This window comes from Campylobacter sp. BCW_4338, assembly GCF_001763255.1.
Classification (GTDB): domain Bacteria; phylum Campylobacterota; class Campylobacteria; order Campylobacterales; family Campylobacteraceae; genus Campylobacter_D; species Campylobacter_D jejuni.
In genome coordinates this window covers 70,549-91,537 of the sequence record NZ_MJYJ01000061.1, presented here as the reverse complement: position 1 = coordinate 91,537, position 20,989 = coordinate 70,549, and the positions used below count along the sequence as shown (strand labels likewise).

Below are 20,989 nucleotides of genomic sequence, written 5' to 3'. Positions count from 1 at the left end.
TTATGGCTTCTTTTAAAAAGATATTTTGGATTAATGTTATTATTGTTATTATTGTAGCTTTTAATCTTAGAGCCCCAATTACTGCAGTGGGCCCTATTATTGATATTATTAAAGATAAGTATTATTTAAACTCAACCGTAGCGGGCATACTTACAAGTCTTCCTTTGATAGCTTTTGGAAGTATTTCTTTTATTGTGGGGTATTTTTCTCCTATTCGTGCTATTGTTTTTGGAATTTTTTTAATTTTTTTAGGCGAAATTATTCGTTCTTATTTTGGTGTATATGGCTTATTTTTAGGAATGTTAGCAATGGGCTGTGGTATAGCAATTGCAAATGTTTTACTTCCTAGTTTTATTAAAGAAAAATTTCCAAAAAAAATCGCAAGTATAATGGGAATTTATAGTCTTGTTTTGAGTATTTCTTCGATTATGGGTATTGCTTTAGCTATACCTTTGCTTAGTGTATTTGATTTAGCTGGAGCTATGTTTTTCTGGGCTATTTTTTCTTTTGTAGCTTTAGTAGTTTACTATCCTCAAGCTAAAAATGGTAGATTTTTTCGCATTAAGAAAAAAGCTTATAAAAAAATCAATCTTTTTACAAATTTAACAACTTGGAAAATTACTCTTTTTATGGGATTTCAAAGTTTTTTAGCTTATTCTTTGTTTTTTTGGTATGTTCAAATTGTTGTAGAAAAAGGATTTGATAAAGAATTTTCTACAAGTATGGTTTTATTTGCTCAACTTGTTGCAGCTCCAGTGTCTCTTTTTGGCCCTTTACTTTTAGGAAAATTAAGACAAAATTTACATACTTTTTACATAGCAGGTTTGTGCAGTATGTATGTGATCGCTTTTGGTATGCTTTTTGTTTTTGATAGTAAAACTTCTATTATCATTAGTGCTTTTATCATGGGTTTTCCATGGGGTGGAGTTTTTGGCATTGCATTGCTTTTTATCGCTCAAAAAAGTTCAAATACCCAAGTAGCAGCAAAGCTTTCTGCTTTAGCTCAAGGTTTTGGATATTTAATCGCAGCACAAGGGCAGTGGATTATAGGCTTTTTACATGATAAATTTGAGAATTTTTCACTTGCTATTTTGATGTTGATTTTTGTAGGGGTTTTGGTAAATATCTTTGGATATTTATCTTATAAAAGCCAAGTTATCAGATAGTGCTTTTTCTAGTAAAATATCCCCACCATTTTTTTGTGCTATATTTTGCAATCTTGTAGAAATATCTTCTAAGTTAAGTTTTAACATTGCTTTTAAAAAATCATCAAGATTGATCGAATCTTGCGTGAAAATTTGACATAAAGCTTGATCTTGTAAAAATTTAGCATTAAAGTATTGATGATTTTTAGCTGCATAAGGATAAGGTATGAAAATAGCAGGCAAGGTGTTGGCGCAAAGTTCAAAAAGGGTACTTGCACCTGCTCTTGATATAGCTAGATCTGCATTTTTCATTTTTTCTTCCAAATTTGAACTAAAGTCAAAAACATCAGCTTGGATATTTAAGCTTTGGTAGTGTTTTTTGCATTTTTCAAAATCATTTTTTCCGCATTGATGGATGATTTTGATGTTTTGCTCTTGAAGCTTTGGGGCGAGATTTAAAGCTAGTTCGTTTATAAAGCTAGCTCCTTGTGATCCTCCTAGGAAAATAATATTTTTTAATTCTGTGCGAGTCCTAGCATTATCAAAAAATTTATTTGCCACAGGATAAGGGCTGAATTCTTTTTCAAAGGCGCTAAAAAATTTTGTAGCGAAAGGTTTTAAAAGCATATTCAAAGAGCCACTTTTTGAATTTTGCTCGTGTATAAAAAGAGGCAAATGTGAGAATAAAGCCGCAAAAGATGCAGGAGCTGCACTATATCCACCTACACTAAAAACGGCTTGGATGTGGTATTTTTTAAAAATTTCTCTACAATCTTTGGAGAGTTTTAAGGTGTGGAGCAAAGAACTGATTTTGCCAAATTTGCTTTGATTAACCACTCCTTTAGAGCTTAAAAAAAATTTTTCCTTAAAGCATACTTCATTTTCAAACCAAGCTTTATCTTGACCATTTTGACTGCCTATGTATACACATTCTATATTTTTTTTAATCGCACTTTCTAATAAGCAACGCACTATGGCTAAATGCCCTCCAGTTCCGCCACCTGTTAAAGCTATTGTCATAATTTAACCTTTTTTGAAATCATTAATACATATCCTATGCCTATGCAAATTGCCCACATTGAACTTCCTCCATAGCTTAAAAGTGGAACCGCTACACCTTTTAGTGGAGTAAGAGAAATAATACCAAAAGCATTCATAAAGAAAGAAAAAAGTAAAAGTAAGGCTATGCCTGAACAAAAAATAAAATCTTGTTTAGCTTCGCATCTTCCTGCAATTCTAAAAATTCTTAAAATCATCCAAAGATAAATATAGCAAATAACTCCAAGACCTAAGAGTCCTATTTCTTCAGTAATTCCTGAAAGAACAAAGTCAGTATGCACTTCACTTAAAAAGCCTAATTTAAAAGTTCCAAGTCCTAGGCCTTCACCAAACATTCCTCCATGGGCTATAGCATTTAAAGAGTGCGAAATCTGATAAGGTTCGCTGTTGCTACTTACTCTCAAAGCATTTGCTAGCCAATCAGGAAGCATAGGTAAAAAAGCATCTTGTATATTCCCCCACCAAGAAGCGATTCTTTGAATTCTTCTTTGGTTGCTAAAAATTACCATTATACCTATCATCATAATGATTAAAGTTCCAAAAGCAAAAAGCCTTTTACTAGCTCCTGCAAAAAAAGCTAAAGCTAGAATCAAAAAGAAAGAAATTACGCTTTGTCCTAAATCGTTTTGAGTGATATAAATATATCCTATAACTATAGAAGCTAAGATGCAATAAGGTAGAAGAATTAAAGCCTCGTGTCTGATAGCTTTTTTGCTATCATCAATACGCCTTGTATAGCTCCATGCTAAAAAATAAATCAATCCTATTTTAAAAAATTCCACAGGAGAGATAGAGAGTGGGCCTAAGCGTATCCAGCGTTTAGCTCCTCCGCTAGCTGTTGCTAATGCAGAAGGTAAAAATGGTAAAATGATAATAAAGATAAAAGAAATAATCAAAATAGCTAAAATAATTTTTTTAGAAAGTGCCTTATCAGGATCCAATCGAGAAATAAAAAACATTATAAGTATGCCACTAATTCCAAAAAAAAGCTGACGAATAAAAAAATGAAACTCGCTATAGTCAAGAAAAAGAACAGTAAAAGCTGTAAGAGAGTATGAAAATACTATTCCTATGGTGATTAAAATACAACTTAAATAAAATAATCTTTTATCAGCAACCATTATAATTATAACTTTTCTTTATTGGAATTAAAATTTTAAAAAGTTTTATTATAACTAAAATAAATTAAATTTTTTGCTAAGTTTTTGTAAGGAAAATTTGCTAAAATTAACAATAAAAATATAATAAAAAAGGCAAATTATGAATCAAATCCATAAAATTCTCATAGCAAATAGAGCTGAAATAGCTGTTAGAGTAATCCGTGCTTGTAGAGATTTACATATTAAAAGTGTTGCAGTTTTTACAGAGCCTGATCGTGAATGTTTGCATGTAAAAATCGCAGATGAGGCTTATCGCATAGGAACGGATGCTATAAGAGGATATTTAGATGTTGCTCGTATTGTCGAGATTGCTAAGGCTTGTGGTGCTGATGCGATCCATCCTGGTTATGGATTTTTAAGTGAGAATTACGAATTTGCTAAGGCTTGTGAAGATGCTGGAATTATTTTTATAGGTCCAAAATCTGAAGTAATCCATAAGATGGGAAATAAAAATATCGCTCGTAAGTTAATGGCTAAAAATGGCATACCTATTGTTCCAGGGACTGAAAAATTAAATTCCTATAGCATGGAAGAAATTAAAATTTTTGCTGAGAAGATTGGTTATCCTGTTATTTTAAAAGCTTCAGGTGGTGGAGGTGGACGCGGAATTCGCGTTGTTCATAAAGAACAAGATCTTGAAAATGCCTTTGAATCTTGCAAAAGAGAAGCTTTAACATACTTTAATAATGATGAAGTATTTATGGAAAAATATGTAGTTAATCCTAGGCATATAGAATTTCAAATTTTAGGAGATAACTACGGAAATATTATCCATCTTTGTGAAAGGGATTGTTCTATCCAAAGAAGACATCAAAAGGTAATTGAGATAGCACCTTGCCCTGGAATTTCAGATAATCTTAGAAAAACCATGGGTGTTACAGCTGTGGCAGCTGCTAAGGCTGTAGGTTATACAAATGCTGGAACTATAGAGTTTTTGCTTGATGATTATAATCGCTTTTATTTTATGGAAATGAATACAAGAATTCAAGTTGAACATCCAATTACTGAAGAAATTACAGGTATTGACCTTATTGTAAGACAAATTCGTATTGCAGCAGGAGAAATTTTGGACTTAGAACAAAGCGATATTAAACCTAGGGGTTTTGCTATTGAAGCTAGAATTACTGCTGAAAATGTATGGAAAAATTTTATTCCAAGTCCTGGAAAAATAGGAGAATACTACCCAGCTCTTGGACCATCTGTTAGGGTTGATAGTCATATTTATAAAGACTATACTGTACCGCCTTATTATGATTCCATGCTTGCAAAGCTTATTATTAAAGCAACAAGTTATGATTTAGCGGTTAATAAACTTGAGCGTGCTTTGAAGGAATTTGTGATTGATGATATTAGAACAACAATACCATTTTTAATCGCTATTACAAAAACAAGAGAATTTAGAAGAGGGTATTTAGACACCTCTTTCATAGAAACACATATGCAAGAATTATTAGAAAAAACAGAAGATCGTCATCAAGAAAATAAAGAAGAAGTTATAGCTGCAATAGCTGCTACGCTTAAAAAAATACGAGAAAGTAGAGAATAATAGATGGATTTTTTAGACAGTCTTAAAAGTATTAAAAAAGAAATGCAAGCTAACACCAATACCCCAAAATTAGCAAAGAAATCAAGCAAGAGTGGGGCAAGCGTAAAAAATTTAGAAAAACTAGCTAAAGATATTCGCGAAAAAAATCAAGAAACAAACATAGATAAGGAAATGCAAGAAATTTTCTTAAAGCAAGAAAAACTACAGGATGAATTTTCCGAATTTATCAAAAATGCAGATATTAAGAAAATTTAATGCTTGAGATTGGTTTTTGTACTCTTGAAGATCAGTGTCCTTACTTAAAAGATAAACGCTCAAGAATAGAGTATAAATACATTGAAAATTGCCCTAAAGAAATCAATAATGGGCTAATAAAACGAGGTTGGCGTCGTTTTGGTAGGTATTTTTCACGCCCTATTTGTAAAGATTGTGATGAATGTTTAAGTCTTAGAATTTTAGTTAATGAATATAATTTTTCAAGAAGTGAAAGAAGGGTTGTAAATAAAAATATTAACACCAAAGTTATGCTTAGAACACCCAATTTAAGCAATGAACATTTGTTTTTATATGATAAATACCATCGTTTTATGGAAGAAAAAAAGAACTGGAAGCGTTATGATTTAAGCTTTAAGCAGTATTATAATCTTTATGTCGATGGTTTTATGAATTTTGGATATGAGCTTGCATTTTATATAGAAGATAAGCTCGTTTGTGTTGATTTGATTGATATTTTAGAGGATGGAATTTCAAGCATTTATTGTTTTTATGATCCTGATTTTTCGTATTTTTCTTTGGGTAAATTTTCTTTGCTCAATGAAATACAAATAGCTAAAAAAATGAACTTAGATTATATTTATCTTGGGTATTTTGTAAAAAAGTGTCAATCTTTATCTTATAAAGCCGATTATACACCCAATGAAATTTTAAAAGGCACTAAAGAGCTTTTTGAAAATGAGGTTTTATGGGAGAAATAGATGCAAATCGTGCAAACTTTAGAAACTATCAATGTTAATACAGATGATATTAGCGTATTTCAGTATTTTAAAGACTTGATTACCAAAAATTTCACAAAGGTCATAGGACGAAAAAATAAAATTTTTTCTTTTTTTGAAGAAAATGAAATTCCACAGCGTCGTTATTTCTTAAAAGTTTTAGATCAAAAATATCGCAAAAGTACAAATGAAGGTATAGAGAATTTACAAGATGCTCATTTTAAAACTTTTAGATTAAATTTTGAGCAAAATAATATGCTTAAGCCTATGTTGTTTATCAAGATTGATTTTGCTGCGGGTAGAATTTTGATGAAGTTAAGCTCTAATGAAAAATTATTTGTTACCTATATAAGAAATTATTTTCAAGATCATAATATAGAATATAATGAAATGACAAATATTCTAATTTTAGAATATAAAAACGAGAATACTCTTGAACTTTTTGAAGCTTTTGCAGATGAGAGCGAGCATTTAAAATATTGCGTGAATTTTGAAGTTGACCGAGAAGAGTATAAAAAATTTCGCCAAAATATTCACAATAAAGAAAATATGAAATGGAAATTTAATGCTTTAGCTAAGCTTTTTAGTAATTATTTTAATACTTTAGAATGTACTCCGCAAAATGATCTTAGTGAAATCAGACAAAAATATTTGATTTTGGTAAAACTTTATCATCCTGATTTTCATCAAGGAAAAAGTGCAATAGAAAAAGCTTACGCAAGAGAACAGTTTGAAAAAATACAAATTGCCTATGATAACTTAAAAGCACTTTATAAGAATAATACTTAAAAAAATTAAATTAATCATTTTGGTTAATTTAATTTTTCTCTCTCATAAATTTTTCTTAATTTGCTATCTAGCTTAAAACAAAATTTAAAAAGTGCAGGTACTACGAGTAAGGTAAGCAAGGTCGAACTTATAAGTCCAAAGATAATGGCTATTGCCATAGGAGAATTAGCTTCATAGCCCGCACCCCTTGAAAGAGCGAGTGGGAGCATGGCAAAAATCATAGCAAAAGTTGTCATCAATATAGCCCTTAAGCGTGATTTTCCAGCGATTAAAAGAGCTTTATCAGGATCTAAACCTTCATGGCATTTTTTATTGGCCACATCCACAAGTAAAATAGCATTTTTCCCCACCATACCAAAAAGTAAGATGATGGCAATAAGTACAAAAAGCGAAAAATTATGCCCTGTGATAAAAAGTCCTATAGAAGCTCCGCCAAAGGCTAAAGGCATGGTTATCATGATGATTAAAGGCAGAATAAAACTTTCATAAAGTGCGGCTAAAACAAGATAAATTAAAACAAAAGCAAGTACTACTGCCATAGCAAAACCTTGCACGGTTTCACCTAAAAGATTGATAAAGCCTGAAAAAGCATAGCTAAGACTTGCATTATTATTTAAAATTTTATCCATATTATCTAGTAAAAGTTTTTGCACCGCTCCTAAGGAAAGATCATTTACTCCAGCTGTGATTTTCACAGAGCGGTTTTTATTGTAACGATTGATAGTTTTTAAATCCTTACTGTATATAAAATCCACCACGCTTGAAAGTTCTAAATTTACACCTTGGTTGTTTTTAATACTAATGCGTTTTAAAGCTTCTATGTTTTTTTTAAATTCTGGAGCAAAACTTAGGATAATATCATCTTTTGAATTGCCTCTATCCATACTTCCTACGCTAAGTTGCGAAAAAGAATACCCTAAAACCCCAGCGATATATTCAGGATTGACATCTAAAAGTTTAGCTTTTTCTTTGTTGATGCGTAAGGCTACTTCATCTTTTGTAGCATTAGCATTGTCGCTTATATCTACAATGCGTGCATTAGTGCCCAAAATTTCTTTTGCTCGAGAAGCAGCTTCTTTTAGAGTGTTTAAATCATCTCCTAAGATTAAAAACTGCACGGGATCATCAATGCCTGCACCCTCTATCTTTGGAAGTTCTAAAATTTTGATTTTTAAACTTTCATCTTGAAATTTTTGACGATATAAACTTACTATAGCACTTTGTCTTAAATTTCTTTCGTCTAAATTTTTAAGTTTAACATAAATTTTAGCCTTTGTAGCATCTTTGGCATCATCATAGCCTACAAGTAAAAAAGCGTATTTGACATTGCTATCATTTTTGATTTTTTCAAGCAAATTTAAACTTTTTTCTTTCATGGATTCTAAACTTAAATCCTTTTTGCTTTCAAGTAAAACTTGAATTTCGCTATCATCTTCCATAGGTAAAAAATCAAGCCCTATGCGAGTAGCTAAAGCAAAAGAAAGCCCTACAAAAACAAGAGTGGCTAGGATAAATTTTGCTTTATTTTGTAAAATTTTATAGAGTAAATTTTCATACTTTTGCTCTATTTTTTCAAAAAAAGCTTCTGTTTTTTCATAAAACTTGCTTTCTTTTGGATTTAAAAATCTTGCTCCAATACTAGGTATTAAAAATACAGAAACCAAAAAGCTTATCACTATCCCACTTGCAACGCTTATGCCTAAGGCATTGAAAAAAAGCCCTGGTATAGAGTTCATATAAGAAATAGGGATAAAAACACAAAGTAAAACTATACTGATGCTTAAAACGCTAAAACCTATTTCATTGATACCTAAAAAAGCAGCTTGTAAAGGCGGATAAGTTTTTAGTTTTTTAGCGATATTTTCAATCACTACTATAGCATCATCGATAAAAATTCCTATGCTTAAGGTTAAAGCTATGAAAGTTAAGCGGTTTAAATCATAGCCTAAAAGATCGATAATAAAAAAAGTTGAAATGATAGAAGTAGGTATAGCTATGCAAGCAATGAGAGTTGCACTTAAATTTCTTAAAAATAAAAATACAATTACAAGGGTTAGAAAAATTCCCAAAACCATATCAAAAATCACTTGAGAAAGGTGCTTGTGGATATTTAAGCTTTTATCGTAAAGCACATTAATACTTATATCTTTTGGAATTTGTTTTTCTAAAATAGGCAAGGCATTTTTGACATTTTTAATCATTTCAAGGGTATTATAATTTGTGATTTTTCCGAGTTCTAAAAGCACCCCTTCTTTACCTTCGTATAAAGCACTTTGTTTTTCATCTTCATAAAGGCTTGAAATATTAGCAATATCGCTTAAAAATACCCCTGTTTTTATGCGAAGATTGCTAAGTTCTTCTAAATTTGTGGCTTCAAAATAGCCTTTGATGATATAGTTATCTTGATTGTTATTAAGTTCGCCAAGGGCTTGTTTAAAATTTTGACTTTTGATAATATTTGCTACATCAAGAGCATTAAGATTGTATTTTCTAAGTTCATTTGGTTTTAATTCTATGCGAATTTGGGGTTCTAAAAACCCCTTAGCCTCGATTTTACCTACTCCTTCAACTCTTTGCAAAAAAGGTTTTATTTTATCATTGATTTCACGCATGAGTTGTAATTTATCTTTAGAATATAAAAAAAGCGAAATAGCAGAACCAGAATCTGAACTGATTTTTTCAATTTCAGGCTTAGAAGGTAGGCTTAAAGTTCCTATTTTATCACGCACATCATTAGCAGCTACTTCAAGATTTTTACCCAGTTTAAACTCCACTACACTCACACTAAAATTATCATACGCAGCTGAGGTTATGGTCTTTACTCCATCAATCTCACTTAGAGCATTTTCTATTTCTTTGGTGATTTTTGATTCTACGAAATTTAAATCTCCATTTACCTTGCTTGTGATTTTTATAAGAGGTATGGAAACATTAGGAAATAAATTTACACTCATGCTAAAAGCAGAGATTAGCCCAAAAATCATAAGAGCTAAGAAAAACATTAGCACAGTAATTGGTCGGTTTATAGCTAGTTTAAACATTTTTAATCTTTAGTGATGATTCTACCTTCGCCAAAAAGCCCTGGTGTTAAATTTGTAGTTTGCACTTCAGCATAAATTTTTCTTGTTTTTACTTCTATACTTGGATAGATAAGGCTGATTTTTCCTTTAAATTCTGTACCATTTTGATCGATTTTATAAAAGAAATCATCGCCTAATTTAACTTTATCTTTGTATTTTTCATCAAAACTTAAAATCAGTTTGCTTTGTGGATAGGAAAAAATTTCTATCAAAGGTTGAGCTACTCCTCCTACTCCTTCACCCACTTGTATAAATTTATTTGCGATAATAGCATCATAAGGTGCACGCAATTCTTTTTTTGTCATGATATTTTTATAATAAGCTATATTGATTTTTGCTTTGTTTAAATTTAAATTAGCTGCATCAAACTTAGCTTTCATATCTTCATAGCTTTGTTTGTCTATAACATTTTCTACAGCTTTGATTTTTTGCATTTTGCTTTTGGTATTTTCGTATTCTACAAGAGCAAGTTGATAAGAATTTTGGGCATTTTGAAGAGCTATTTTTTCACTTTCTTGATCAAGAGCAAGTAAAAGTTCTCCTTTGCTGACTTTTTGTCCAATTTCTACAGGAATTTTTTGAACTAAACCTATGCTTTCAAGGGCAAGTTTGCTTTGTTTTGATGCTTCTACATTGAAACTTGCATAAATTTCTTCGCCAAAGGCGCAATTAAAAGCAAGAAGTAAAAATAGAATTTTTTTCATTCTTTAACCTTTGAATTAAGATCTATACCTGCATTAAAATAATAATTTGCTTTAGTAATTTCAAATTCATTTTTAGCAAGCTCTAAATCGCTTTGTGCTTTAAATTTAGCCTCTAAAGCTTGAAGATATTCCACATAAGAAACAAGTCCTGCTTGGTATTTTTTATCTACACTTTCAAAAGCTAAATTTGCAGCATTTAAGCTAAGATTAAGAGCTAAAATTTGTTCTTGTAAAACTTTTAAACTTTTGTCTAAATAATTTAATTCTTCTTTATTTTTTCTCTCACTAAATCTTGCATTTGCATTGGCTATTTGAACGTTTAAACGCTCTTTTTCAACTTCTTTAGCCCTTGCATTGAAATCAAAAATTTTCCATTCCATACCTAAAATAAACTGATTACCTTGAGAATATTTTTCTAAGAATTGATCTGCTAAGTTTACAAAAGGAGCTGGAACTTTTGGATTATAATTGTTTTTATAAAAGTTAAAATTATCTTGAATATAAAATTTTGGAAAATATTCAGCTTTTGCTAAATTTACACTTTCTTTAGCAAGATTGATTTGTTCTTTAGCTATCATTACTTCATAGTTTTGACTTTTTTCTTGTTGCGGATTTTCTAAAAAAGCATTCCCTTGCACTTTAAAATCTGTATTGCTTAAAATTTTAATCTCTTTTTGTATATTGGCAAGTTTTAATTCATTTTGACTGAGCTCTAATAAGCTTAAATGATATTTGGCTTTAATGCTTTCAAGTTCATCTTTAGGGCTAAGTCCTGCATCGTAAAATTTTTGCAATCTTTCAAAAGTTGATTTTAAAAAAGCTACTTTTTGTTGATTGGCTAGTAAAATTTTTTCAAGACTTAAGGTGTTAAAATAAAGTGTGATTGCATTTAGGGCAAGGTAATTTTTATTTTGTTCTTTGTCTAAAAGGCTTAATTTTTCTTTGCTTTCTAAAGCCCTTAAATTGGCCTCTCTAGCACCCCCATCAAAAAGCAAAAAATTAAGAGAGACTTTAGCAAATAAACTTTCTTGTGGATCGATAATGAAGCGATCTTTATTATTGGCTACATAAGCTGAGTTTAGACTAAGAGAGGGTAGGTAATTTCTAAAAGCTTCTTTACTTGTAAGTTTAGCTTGTTCGATTTGAATTTGTTTAATGAGATAGGATTCATTATTTTGACTTAGTGCTATAAATTCGTGCAAATTAGAAGCTAACATTGCTAAGGGATAAAGAGCTAAAAATATAGCTGATTTTAAATATTTTTCAAACATTTGATATTTTAGTATGCTTTATATAAATTTCAATTGAAGTTTTTTATATAAAATAAAATTTATTTGTTTTAAACATAAATTTTGTTAAAATCCTAGCTTTAAAATTTTATATTTAGGATGAAATTTTGTCGGTAAAAAATATTAGAAATTTTTCTATTATAGCTCATATAGATCATGGAAAATCTACTCTTGCAGATAGGATTATTAGCGAGTGTGGTGCTATTAGTGATAGGCAGATGAGTTCACAAGTTATGGATACTATGGATATAGAAAAAGAGCGTGGTATCACTATAAAAGCACAATCGGTGCGTTTAAATTATAAATTTAATAACGAAAATTTTGTTTTAAATCTTATTGATACTCCTGGCCATGTGGATTTTTCTTATGAAGTGAGTCGTTCTTTGGCAAGTTGTGAAGGGGCTTTACTTGTAGTAGATGCTTCTCAAGGTGTTGAAGCACAGACTATAGCTAATGTTTATATAGCGCTTGAAAATAATCTTGAAATCATTCCTGTGATTAATAAAATCGATTTGCCTAATGCTGATATTGAAAAAGTCAAGCATGAAATCGAGCATATTATAGGTATAGATTGTAAAGACGCCATTTGCGTGAGTGCAAAAACAGGAGTGGGTATAAAAGAGCTTATAGAAACAATTATTACTAAAATCCCTGCACCAAAAACAGATGATGAAGCTCCTACTAAGGCTTTAATTTATGATTCTTGGTTTGATAATTATTTGGGTGCTTTGGCTTTAGTTAGGATTTATGAAGGAAGTATTGCTAAAAATGATGAAGTTTTAGTCATGAGTACGGATAAAAAACATATAGTTCAAGATCTTTTTTATCCTCATCCTTTAAGCCCAATTAAAACTCAATCTTTACAATCAGGTGAAGTAGGCGTGGTGGTTTTAGGGCTTAAAACTGTAGGTGATGTACAAGTAGGCGATACTATTACTTTAGTAAAAAACAAGGCTAAAGAAGCCATAGGCGGTTTTGAAAAGGCTAAAGCTTTTGTCTTTGCAGGACTTTATCCTATAGAAACGGATAAATTTGAAGATTTAAGAGATGCTTTAGATAAGCTAAAACTTAACGATAGTTCTATTACCTATGAGCCTGAAACTTCTTTGGCTTTAGGCTTTGGTTTTAGGGTAGGGTTTTTAGGACTTTTACACATGGAAGTGATCAAAGAAAGACTTGAAAGAGAATTTAATCTTGATTTAATTGCTACAGCTCCAACTGTGACTTATGAAATTTATCAAACCGATGGAGAACTTGTTAAAATTCAAAATCCTAGCGAGCTTCCTCCTGTTAATAAAATCGATCATATAAAAGAGCCTTATGTTAAAGCCACTATCATTACTCCAAGTGAATTTTTAGGGAATTTAATCACTCTTTTAAATCGCAAAAGAGGAGTGCAGGTTAAAATGGACTATATCACACCTGAGCGTGTTTTGCTAGAATATGATGTACCTTTAAATGAGATTGTGATGGATTTTTATGATAAATTAAAGTCCTTAACAAAAGGCTATGCGAGTTTTGATTATGAACCTATAGAATTTAGAGTAGGGGATTTGGTAAAACTTGATATTAAAGTGGCGGGTGAAAATGTTGATGCGCTAAGCATTATCGTGCCTAATGAGAAAGCACAAGGTAAAGGAAGAGAGCTTGTTAGCGCTATGAAAGAAATAGTTCCTAGACAGCTTTTTGAAGTGGCCATTCAAGCAAGTATTGGAAATAAAATCATCGCAAGGGAGACTGTTAAATCCATGGGTAAAAATGTGACAGCAAAATGCTATGGTGGGGATATTACTAGAAAAAGAAAGCTTTTAGAAAAGCAAAAAGAAGGTAAAAAAAGAATGAAAGCTATAGGTAAGGTAAATTTACCTCAAGAAGCTTTTTTGAGTGTTTTAAAGATAGATTGATGATAAATTTAAAACTTGGCTTGAAATTTGCTTGTATTTTTAATACAATTTTAAAATAATTTTCTAAGGAGAAAAAATGTTTAAAAAATTTTTGATTTTTATAGCGCCTATTTTATTTTTGAGTGCTTGTGCAACTAAACAAGATACTTTTGCTCAAGTTAATCAAATTTCTAGAAATTCTCAATGCAGTTCTTGCGAAAGTCCTGATGGCTTTGAAGCAAAGATTAAAGGGCTTTTATACATTAGCGATGTTGGAATTCAATGTTGTGCCAATAAACGCACTTTAGACACTGGTATTGCTTTAAAAAAGGTTTATTTGCATAGATTTTATGATTTAAAAGAAGGACAAAAAGTTTTAAATGCTAAAGGGAAAAAGTTATTTGTTGATGTGAATTTTAATGCGGTATTTTATACTTATTTAAAACAAGAACTTGAAGCTAGAGGAATAGTTGTGCTTGACAATAACGATCAAAATTCACCTTATGTGAGTAAGATTGATTTAGAATTTATATCTTATGGAGCAACTCAAGATACTACAGGATTACATTCAAAACTAGTAGGAGTTTTACAAGTTAGCGATATAAACAAAAATAAGAAATTTACAATCCGCACCAAGCAAGATGTACAAGGTTTCGATGATCTAAAAGAAACAACTTTTTATACTCATTTGTTAATAAAACAAATGGCAAATAAAGCAGCTAGTTTAATCTCTGAACTTTGAGGTGTATAAATTGCGGAGCTTTTGCTCTGCTTTGCTTTTGTGATTTATGTGAGCTAGAGCTTTCTGAATTTTCCTTAAATGTAAGAAAGCTTGATAATAATTTCAAAGTCTATTCTTTTTATAAATACCATGAGATACAACACTTGCTTCACTCTAAACATTATTTTTATGGTTATTTCGTTTATAAAATGCTTGCTAAATTAAGTTTTGCAAAATTTAAAGATTTTTTTGATCCTAGAATGACAATTAATGTTATAGCTTTAGATGATAAGGTTGAAGATATGCTTTATTCACATTCTGCTATTTTAGCTAGATATCTTAAAACAAAATTTGTAAAACCTGTTTTTAATATTTTAAAAGCACAAAATCATATTAAATATTCTGGAAAAAGTTTAGAATTTCGTCAAAAACATAAAAGAAATTACAAACTCTTAAAAACCATTCACGAACCTGTAATTTTAGTAGATGATATTGTAACGACTGGTTCTAGCCTTTTGGAAGCTAAAAAAGTTTTAGAAGAAAATAAAATTTCTGTACTTTTTGCTCTTGTTTTAGCTGATGCAAAAGTTTAATATGCTATAATCAAAACTTTGAACTAATAGAAGGATTTTTATGGAGAATATTTTTAGCAAAGATTCTGATATTGAACTTGTAGATATAGAAAATTCTATAAAAAGTAGTTATTTAGACTATTCTATGAGTGTTATTATAGGTCGTGCTTTGCCTGACGCAAGAGATGGTTTAAAGCCTGTTCATAGAAGAATTTTATATGCTATGCAAAATGACGAGGCAAAAAGTAGGACAGATTTTGTCAAATCAGCCCGTATAGTGGGTGCTGTTATAGGTCGTTATCACCCACATGGAGATACAGCAGTTTATGATGCTTTGGTTAGAATGGCTCAAGATTTTTCTATGAGATATCCAAGTATTACAGGACAAGGCAACTTTGGATCTATAGATGGCGATAGCGCTGCTGCGATGCGTTATACTGAAGCAAAAATGAGCAAACTTTCTCATGAACTTTTAAAAGATATAGATAAAGATACGGTCGATTTTGTTCCAAATTATGATGGTTCAGAAAGTGAACCTGATGTTTTACCTTCTAGGGTTCCAAATTTATTACTAAATGGTTCAAGTGGTATAGCTGTAGGTATGGCGACAAACATCCCACCTCATAGTTTAAATGAGTTGATAGATGGAATTTTATATTTGCTTGATAATAAAGATGCAAGCTTAGAAGAGATTATGCAGTTTATCAAAGGTCCAGATTTTCCAACAGGTGGAATAATTTATGGTAAAAAAGGTATTATAGAAGCTTATCGCACAGGGCGTGGTCGCGTGAAAGTGCGCGCTAAAACTCATATTGAAAAAAAGACAAATAAAGATGTTATTGTTATAGATGAGCTTCCTTATCAAACCAATAAAGCTAGACTTATAGAGCAGATTGCAGAGCTTGTTAAAGAAAAGCAAATTGAAGGAATATCTGAAGTAAGAGATGAGAGTAATAAAGAAGGAATCCGCGTTGTTATAGAGCTTAAACGTGAGGCTATGAGTGAAATTGTTTTAAATAATCTATTTAAATCTACCACTATGGAAAGTACTTTTGGTGTGATTATGTTGGCAATTCACAATAAAGAACCTAAAATTTTCTCTTTGTTAGAACTTTTAAATCTTTTCTTAACCCATAGAAAAACAGTTATTATTAGAAGAACGATTTTTGAACTTCAAAAGGCAAGAGCAAGAGCTCATATTTTAGAAGGTCTTAAAATTGCACTTGATAATATAGATGAAGTGATTGCTTTAATTAAAAACAGTTCTGATAATAATACCGCAAGAGATTCTTTGGTAGCTAAATTTGGTCTTAGTGAGCTTCAAGCCAATGCTATTTTAGATATGAAACTGGGTCGTTTAACAGGACTTGAAAGAGAAAAAATCGAAAATGAACTTGCAGAATTAATGAAAGAAATTGCAAGACTTGAAGAAATTTTAAAAAGTGAAACCTTGCTTGAAAATTTAATTCGCGATGAATTAAAAGAAATTAGAAGTAAATTTGATGTGCCACGTATTACTCAAATTGAAGATGATTATGATGATATTGATATTGAAGATTTGATTCCTAATGAAAATATGGTTGTAACTATTACGCATCGCGGTTATATTAAGCGTGTGCCTAGTAAACAATATGAAAAGCAAAAACGAGGTGGAAAAGGAAAATTAGCCGTTACGACTTATGATGATGATTTTATAGAAAGTTTCTTTACGGCAAATACACATGATACGCTTATGTTTGTAACAGATCGTGGACAGCTTTATTGGCTTAAAGTTTATAAAATTCCTGAAGGCTCAAGAACGGCTAAAGGAAAAGCAGTGGTAAATCTTATCAATTTACAAGCTGAAGAAAAAATCATGGCTATTATTCCAACCACGGATTTTGATGAGAGTAAATCTTTATGTTTCTTTACTAAAAATGGTATTGTAAAGCGTACAAATTTGAGTGAATATCAAAATATCAGAAGTGTAGGAGTTAGAGCGATCAACTTGGATGAAAATGATGAGTTGGTAACTGCTATTATTGTTCAAAGAGATGAAAATGAAATTTTTACCAGTGGTGGTGAAGAAAATTTAGAAAATCAAGAAATTGAAAATTTAGATGATGAAAATTTTGAAAATGAAGAAAGTATAAACACACAAGGTAAAATGCTCTTTGCAGTAACCAAAAAAGGTATGTGTATCAAATTCCCACTTGCCAAAGTGCGTGAAATCGGCCGTGTAAGTCGTGGGGTGACGGCTATTAAGTTTAAAGAGAAAAATGACGAATTAGTAGGTGCAGTTGTTGTAGAAAATGATGAGCAAGAAATTTTAAGCATAAGCGCAAAAGGTATAGGAAAACGCACCAATGCTGGAGAATATAGATTACAAAGCAGAGGTGGTAAGGGTGTAATTTGCATGAAACTTACAGAAAAAACTAAAGATCTTATTAGCGTAGTTATAGTAGATGAAACTATGGATTTGATGGCTCTTACAAGTTCAGGCAAGATGATACGTGTTGATATGCAAAGTATTAGAAAAGCAGGGCGTAACACAAGTGGCGTCATCGTTGTTAACGTGGAAAATGACGAGGTGGTTAGCATCGCTAAGTGTCCTAAAGAGGAAAATGATGAGGATGAGTTAAGCGATGAAAACTTTGGTTTAGATTTGTAATAAGTTTAAAGTTGGAACGCTTATTGCTTTTTATTTTACTAATTACAATATTTTGAAGGTGTAAAAATGAAAAAAATTTATTTTATGCTAGCAATAGCAGGAATTTTCGCTGGTTGTGTACCAAGTGTAAACAGTGCAACTAAAAATTCAAGTGCAAATAGCACTGCTCCATCTCAAGATGTTATCGTGCAAAAAGTCGATAAAGATGATGTGCGTGATATTATCAGAGAAGAAAAAATGTTGGCTCCAGATGCTAGCGAAACGGAACTTAGTTTTACAGCAGTTGGTGAAGGGATTGCTCCGATGAATACAGTTTCTACTGCTCAAGCCCTAGCTTTAGCAAAAAGAGCAGCGATTACAGATGCTTACAGACAGCTTGCAAGTAAGCTTTATGGTGTGAAAGTGAATGGTAAGGATACTGTAAAAGATGCAATGCTTAGAAGTTCAACTATTACTGCGCAAGTAAATGGTTTGATTAAAAATGCAAGTATTATTGATGAGAATTTTAATCAAGGGCTTTATAGAGTAAACTTAGAACTTAAAATCGATGCAGACAAGTGGAAAGAATTGTTTGCTTATTAATCTTTCTTAGCTTTAAGCTTTTTGCCCAAGATGAATTTATTTTTTGGGCAGAGCTTTCTAGTAAAAATTTCATTCTCTTTCATCAAAATCGAAATTTATCCTTAGCAATGACGCAAAGTGAAAATGTTGAAGAACAATGGGTATGTGAAATTTCTTATAGTGATCAAGATTTAAAAGTTTTACCTCGAACTTCTTTAGGATTGATTGATGATAATATGCCAAAAACAATTAAATTTAATTTTTTAAATTCTCATAAAGATGAGTTAAGTGATTGCTTTATAGGAGCTAAAATCAGTGTTAAGGATATTGTTAATACTGACTTATTACGTGCTCAAAGTGAAACCTATGTTAAAATTTTACCCTTGCGTTTTACCGTGGAATTTGGCGAACAAAATGCGATAATTTATTATCTTAAAAAAAAGTAAATTCAAAATTAAGCGCAAATTGGATACTATAGCAGAAATTTTTTAAAAGGCTTAGGATGAATTTAGTCATAGTAGAAGATGATATTAATATGCGTAAATCCTTAGAAATTGCATTAGCAGAGTATGAAGAATTTAATATTAAATCTTATAAATCTGCCACTGAGGCTTTAAAAAAAATAGATGAGAATACAGATTTGATTATTACAGATATTAATATGCCAGGAATTGATGGCATAGAATTTGTTAAAGCCTGTGAAAATAAATATGATTTTATTATTATGACAGGAAATGCTACTTTAAACCGTGCTATAGAAGCGGTTCGTTTGGGAGTAAAAGATTTTCTAACCAAGCCTTTTGATGTTGATACTTTAGTCGAGGCTATTAAGCGTGCTAAAATCATAAGAGAAAAAACAGCCGATAAAAAAAGCAAAAAAAATGAAAAAAAAGAAGAAAATAAAGATTTTTTTTCAACTTCTCCTAATTTAGAAAAAACATTAAATTTAAGTCAAAAAGCGGCTAAAACTGATGCCTCTGTAATGTTTTTTGGAGAGAGTGGAGTAGGAAAAGAGGTATTTTCTCGTTATATTCACACCCATTCTAAACGCTCTAATAAGCCTTTTGTTGCTATTAATATGGCAGCCATTCCTGCAAATTTGATTGAAAGTGAGCTTTTTGGTTTTGAAAAAGGTGCTTTTACTGATGCCAATGCAACTAAAATAGGGCTTTTTGAAATGGCTAATGAGGGTACTTTGTTTTTAGATGAAATTGGCGAAATGCCTTATGAAATTCAAGCCAAACTTTTAAGAGCTTTGCAAGAAAAAGAAATCACACGACTTGGAAGTACGAAAAACATCAAAATAGATGTAAGAATTATCAGTGCAACTAATGCAAATTTAGATGAAAAAATAAAAAATGGCGAATTTCGTTCAGATTTATATTATCGTTTAAACACTGTTCCTATTAATATTCCGCCTTTAAGAGAGCGTAAAGAAGAAGTTTTGGGTATAGCTCAAAAGGTTTTAGAAGATACTTGTAAAGAATATGATTTTAAGGAAAAACAGCTCAGCCAAGAAGCTAAAAATGCTTTACTTGAATATGATTTTCCTGGTAATATTAGAGAATTAATATCCGTTGTACAAAGAGCTTGTATTTTAAGTGAAAATGATGAAATTTCAAGTGAAGATTTGTTCTTAGAAGCTAGAAGTATAAAAAAAGATGTAAAGAATTTAGAAAAAGAATTGATTTGTGAAGTTCTTTTAAGTGTAGATTATGACAAGGATCAAGCTTCTCAAATTTTAGGTATGGATATAAAAATTTTAAATGAAAAAATTAAAAAATATCAAATAAAGGATAAGTAATGTCAAAAAAACAAAAAATAGCCATTGTGGGTGCTACTGGTGCGGTTGGGGAAGAGCTTTTAAATGTTTTAGATGAATTTGATTTTCCAGTGGAGAGTATTTTACCTTTAGCAAGTGCAAAAAGTGTAGGTAGTGAAGTAGAATTTAAAGGCAAAACTTATAAAGTCAAAGAACTTACCGAAAATGTATTTAAAGAAAATCCTATTGATATTGCTTTTTTTAGCGCAGGTGGAAGTGTGAGTGAAAAATATGCTAAATTTGCAGTAGAATCGGGTGCTGTTGTTATTGATAATACAAGTCATTTTAGAATGGAAAAAGATGTTCCTTTGGTGGTTCCTGAATGCAATCCTGAGGATATTAAAGATTGGAAAAAAACAGGGATTATTGCTAATCCAAATTGTTCTACTATACAAATGGTACAAGTTTTAAAACCTTTAAATGATGCATTTAATTTAAAGCGTGTTGATGTAAGTACCTATCAGGCTGCAAGTGGAGCAGGAAAAGAAGGAATGCAAGAATTGGTTGAAGCCATGCAAAGTTTTTTTGCTTTTAAACTTGATGAATTTGAACCTCAAACTTTTCCTTATACTTTAGCACTTAATCTTATTCCACAAATTGATGTTTTTATGGATAATGATTACACTAAAGAAGAACTTAAAATGGTCAATGAAACTCAAAAAATTTTACATAAAAATTTAGAAGTTTCAGCAACTTGTGTAAGAGTGCCTGTTTTAAGAAGTCATAGCGAAGCCATTACTATGCATTTTGAAAAAGAAATAGATGTAAAAAAAGCTAAAGAAATTTTAGAAAAAGCACCAAGTGTTGTTGTCATAGATGATCCTAAAAATAAAAAATACCCTATGCCTTTAATGACTAGCGATACTAATGAAACTTATGTAGGAAGAATTCGCGCTGACATGTATGATAAAAAAATACTCCATCTTTGGTGTGTGGCAGATCAAATTCGTGTAGGTGCTGCAACAAACGCTGTGCGTATTGCGAAAAAATGGTTAGAATTAAAAAATAAATAAGGA

The 20,989-nt window shown here is 30.9% G+C and carries 18 protein-coding genes; 13 read left to right on the top strand and 5 right to left on the bottom strand.

What is annotated here, in order from left to right; genetic code table 11:
- The first annotated feature begins 2 nt into the window (after positions 1–2).
- Complete coding sequence (locus AJN69_RS06705) at positions 3–1,166, top strand: MFS transporter (protein WP_070288229.1); 1,164 nt, start codon at positions 3–5, stop codon at positions 1,164–1,166.
- On the opposite strand, the gene murG is transcribed toward AJN69_RS06705, so the two are convergent.
- On the bottom strand, positions 1,137–2,165 hold the full coding sequence (gene murG, locus AJN69_RS06700; protein WP_044780234.1) for an undecaprenyldiphospho-muramoylpentapeptide beta-N-acetylglucosaminyltransferase: 1,029 nt from the start codon (positions 2,163–2,165) through the stop codon (positions 1,137–1,139). The two genes, AJN69_RS06705 and murG, sit on opposite strands and share 30 nt — an antisense overlap.
- Positions 2,162–3,325 carry a putative lipid II flippase FtsW gene (gene ftsW, locus AJN69_RS06695; RefSeq protein WP_002853553.1) on the bottom strand — a complete coding sequence of 388 codons (1,164 nt, stop codon included), beginning with the start codon at positions 3,323–3,325 and terminating at the stop codon, positions 2,162–2,164. The genes murG and ftsW overlap by 4 nt, the downstream gene beginning before the upstream one ends.
- 139 nt (positions 3,326–3,464) lie before the next feature.
- Here ftsW and AJN69_RS06690 point away from each other — a divergent pair, with 139 nt between their 5' ends.
- The 4 genes from AJN69_RS06690 to AJN69_RS06675 are packed head-to-tail and all read left to right on the top strand — an operon-like array spanning position 3,465 to position 6,691.
- Positions 3,465–4,910, top strand: coding sequence for an acetyl-CoA carboxylase subunit A (locus AJN69_RS06690; protein WP_002856595.1), 1,446 nt, complete (start codon positions 3,465–3,467; stop codon positions 4,908–4,910).
- A 3-nt stretch (positions 4,911–4,913) separates the two neighbouring features.
- Positions 4,914–5,165: a hypothetical protein gene (locus AJN69_RS06685; protein WP_002861766.1), complete on the top strand. Its 252-nt coding sequence runs from the start codon at positions 4,914–4,916 to the stop codon at positions 5,163–5,165.
- Positions 5,165–5,884, top strand: coding sequence for an arginyltransferase (locus tag AJN69_RS06680; RefSeq protein ID WP_070210235.1), 720 nt, complete (start codon positions 5,165–5,167; stop codon positions 5,882–5,884). Before AJN69_RS06685 ends, AJN69_RS06680 begins: the two co-directional genes overlap by 1 nt.
- Positions 5,885–6,691, top strand: a complete 807-nt coding sequence (locus tag AJN69_RS06675; RefSeq protein ID WP_002861764.1) for an adenylosuccinate lyase — start codon at positions 5,885–5,887, stop codon at positions 6,689–6,691.
- A 23-nt stretch (positions 6,692–6,714) separates the two neighbouring features.
- Here the strand turns inward: AJN69_RS06675 and cmeF are convergent, their stop codons facing one another.
- Genes cmeF through cmeD form a run of 3 tightly spaced genes read right to left on the bottom strand, consistent with a single transcriptional unit; the run spans position 6,715 to position 11,746 of the window.
- Positions 6,715–9,732, bottom strand: coding sequence for a multidrug efflux RND transporter permease subunit CmeF (gene cmeF / locus AJN69_RS06670; protein ID WP_070288227.1), 3,018 nt, complete (start codon positions 9,730–9,732; stop codon positions 6,715–6,717).
- Between the two features lie 2 nt (positions 9,733–9,734).
- A complete protein-coding gene (gene cmeE / locus AJN69_RS06665; RefSeq protein ID WP_002861762.1) occupies positions 9,735–10,475 on the bottom strand; it encodes a multidrug efflux RND transporter periplasmic adaptor subunit CmeE in 741 nt (246 codons plus the stop codon).
- Positions 10,472–11,746 carry a multidrug efflux RND transporter outer membrane subunit CmeD gene (gene cmeD / locus AJN69_RS06660; protein WP_070252686.1) on the bottom strand — a complete coding sequence of 425 codons (1,275 nt, stop codon included), beginning with the start codon at positions 11,744–11,746 and terminating at the stop codon, positions 10,472–10,474. Before cmeD ends, cmeE begins: the two co-directional genes overlap by 4 nt.
- Positions 11,747–11,871: 125 nt before the next feature.
- Between cmeD and lepA the strand changes: the two genes are divergently transcribed.
- The 8 genes from lepA to AJN69_RS06620 all read left to right on the top strand — a co-directional run bounded on the left by lepA (position 11,872) and on the right by AJN69_RS06620 (position 20,986).
- Positions 11,872–13,668, top strand: coding sequence for a translation elongation factor 4 (gene lepA, locus AJN69_RS06655; RefSeq protein ID WP_002880740.1), 1,797 nt, complete (start codon positions 11,872–11,874; stop codon positions 13,666–13,668).
- Between the two features lie 76 nt (positions 13,669–13,744).
- On the top strand, positions 13,745–14,389 hold the full coding sequence (gene mapA, locus AJN69_RS06650; RefSeq protein ID WP_002880739.1) for an outer membrane lipoprotein MapA: 645 nt from the start codon (positions 13,745–13,747) through the stop codon (positions 14,387–14,389).
- Entirely contained in the window at positions 14,386–14,961 is a 576-nt protein-coding gene (locus AJN69_RS06645; RefSeq protein WP_002880738.1) for a ComF family protein, read from the top strand. Before mapA ends, AJN69_RS06645 begins: the two co-directional genes overlap by 4 nt.
- Positions 14,962–15,001: 40 nt before the next feature.
- Positions 15,002–17,590, top strand: coding sequence for a DNA topoisomerase (ATP-hydrolyzing) subunit A (gene gyrA, locus AJN69_RS06640; RefSeq protein ID WP_002880737.1), 2,589 nt, complete (start codon positions 15,002–15,004; stop codon positions 17,588–17,590).
- Between the two features lie 66 nt (positions 17,591–17,656).
- Positions 17,657–18,172 (top strand): flagellar assembly lipoprotein FlgP, encoded by a 516-nt coding sequence (gene flgP, locus AJN69_RS06635; protein ID WP_002880736.1) that lies wholly within the window; start codon positions 17,657–17,659, stop codon positions 18,170–18,172.
- Positions 18,148–18,597: a flagellar assembly protein FlgQ gene (flgQ, locus tag AJN69_RS06630; protein ID WP_002880735.1), complete on the top strand. Its 450-nt coding sequence runs from the start codon at positions 18,148–18,150 to the stop codon at positions 18,595–18,597. The genes flgP and flgQ overlap by 25 nt, the downstream gene beginning before the upstream one ends.
- Positions 18,598–18,653: 56 nt before the next feature.
- Positions 18,654–19,955 carry a fla regulon two-component system response regulator gene (gene flgR / locus AJN69_RS06625; RefSeq protein ID WP_002880734.1) on the top strand — a complete coding sequence of 434 codons (1,302 nt, stop codon included), beginning with the start codon at positions 18,654–18,656 and terminating at the stop codon, positions 19,953–19,955.
- Complete coding sequence (locus tag AJN69_RS06620) at positions 19,955–20,986, top strand: aspartate-semialdehyde dehydrogenase (RefSeq protein ID WP_070288225.1); 1,032 nt, start codon at positions 19,955–19,957, stop codon at positions 20,984–20,986. Before flgR ends, AJN69_RS06620 begins: the two co-directional genes overlap by 1 nt.
- Positions 20,987–20,989: the final 3 nt, after the last annotated feature.

Bases quoted from the DNA above. Each gene is read 5' to 3' on its own strand.
- murG (WP_044780234.1), bottom strand. From the start codon at position 2,165: ATGACAATAGCTTTAACAGGTGGCGGAACTGGAGGGCATTTAGCCATA.
- mapA (WP_002880739.1), top strand. From the start codon at position 13,745: ATGTTTAAAAAATTTTTGATTTTTATAGCGCCTATTTTATTTTTGAGT.
- ftsW (WP_002853553.1), bottom strand. From the start codon at position 3,325: ATGGTTGCTGATAAAAGATTATTTTATTTAAGTTGTATTTTAATCACC.
- AJN69_RS06685 (WP_002861766.1), top strand. From the start codon at position 4,914: ATGGATTTTTTAGACAGTCTTAAAAGTATTAAAAAAGAAATGCAAGCT.
- AJN69_RS06680 (WP_070210235.1), top strand. From the start codon at position 5,165: ATGCTTGAGATTGGTTTTTGTACTCTTGAAGATCAGTGTCCTTACTTA.
- gyrA (WP_002880737.1), top strand. From the start codon at position 15,002: ATGGAGAATATTTTTAGCAAAGATTCTGATATTGAACTTGTAGATATA.
- AJN69_RS06705 (WP_070288229.1), top strand. From the start codon at position 3: ATGGCTTCTTTTAAAAAGATATTTTGGATTAATGTTATTATTGTTATT.
- AJN69_RS06690 (WP_002856595.1), top strand. From the start codon at position 3,465: ATGAATCAAATCCATAAAATTCTCATAGCAAATAGAGCTGAAATAGCT.
- flgP (WP_002880736.1), top strand. From the start codon at position 17,657: ATGAAAAAAATTTATTTTATGCTAGCAATAGCAGGAATTTTCGCTGGT.
- AJN69_RS06620 (WP_070288225.1), top strand. From the start codon at position 19,955: ATGTCAAAAAAACAAAAAATAGCCATTGTGGGTGCTACTGGTGCGGTT.
- flgR (WP_002880734.1), top strand. From the start codon at position 18,654: ATGAATTTAGTCATAGTAGAAGATGATATTAATATGCGTAAATCCTTA.
- cmeF (WP_070288227.1), bottom strand. From the start codon at position 9,732: ATGTTTAAACTAGCTATAAACCGACCAATTACTGTGCTAATGTTTTTC.
- AJN69_RS06675 (WP_002861764.1), top strand. From the start codon at position 5,885: ATGCAAATCGTGCAAACTTTAGAAACTATCAATGTTAATACAGATGAT.
- cmeD (WP_070252686.1), bottom strand. From the start codon at position 11,746: ATGTTTGAAAAATATTTAAAATCAGCTATATTTTTAGCTCTTTATCCC.
- cmeE (WP_002861762.1), bottom strand. From the start codon at position 10,475: ATGAAAAAAATTCTATTTTTACTTCTTGCTTTTAATTGCGCCTTTGGC.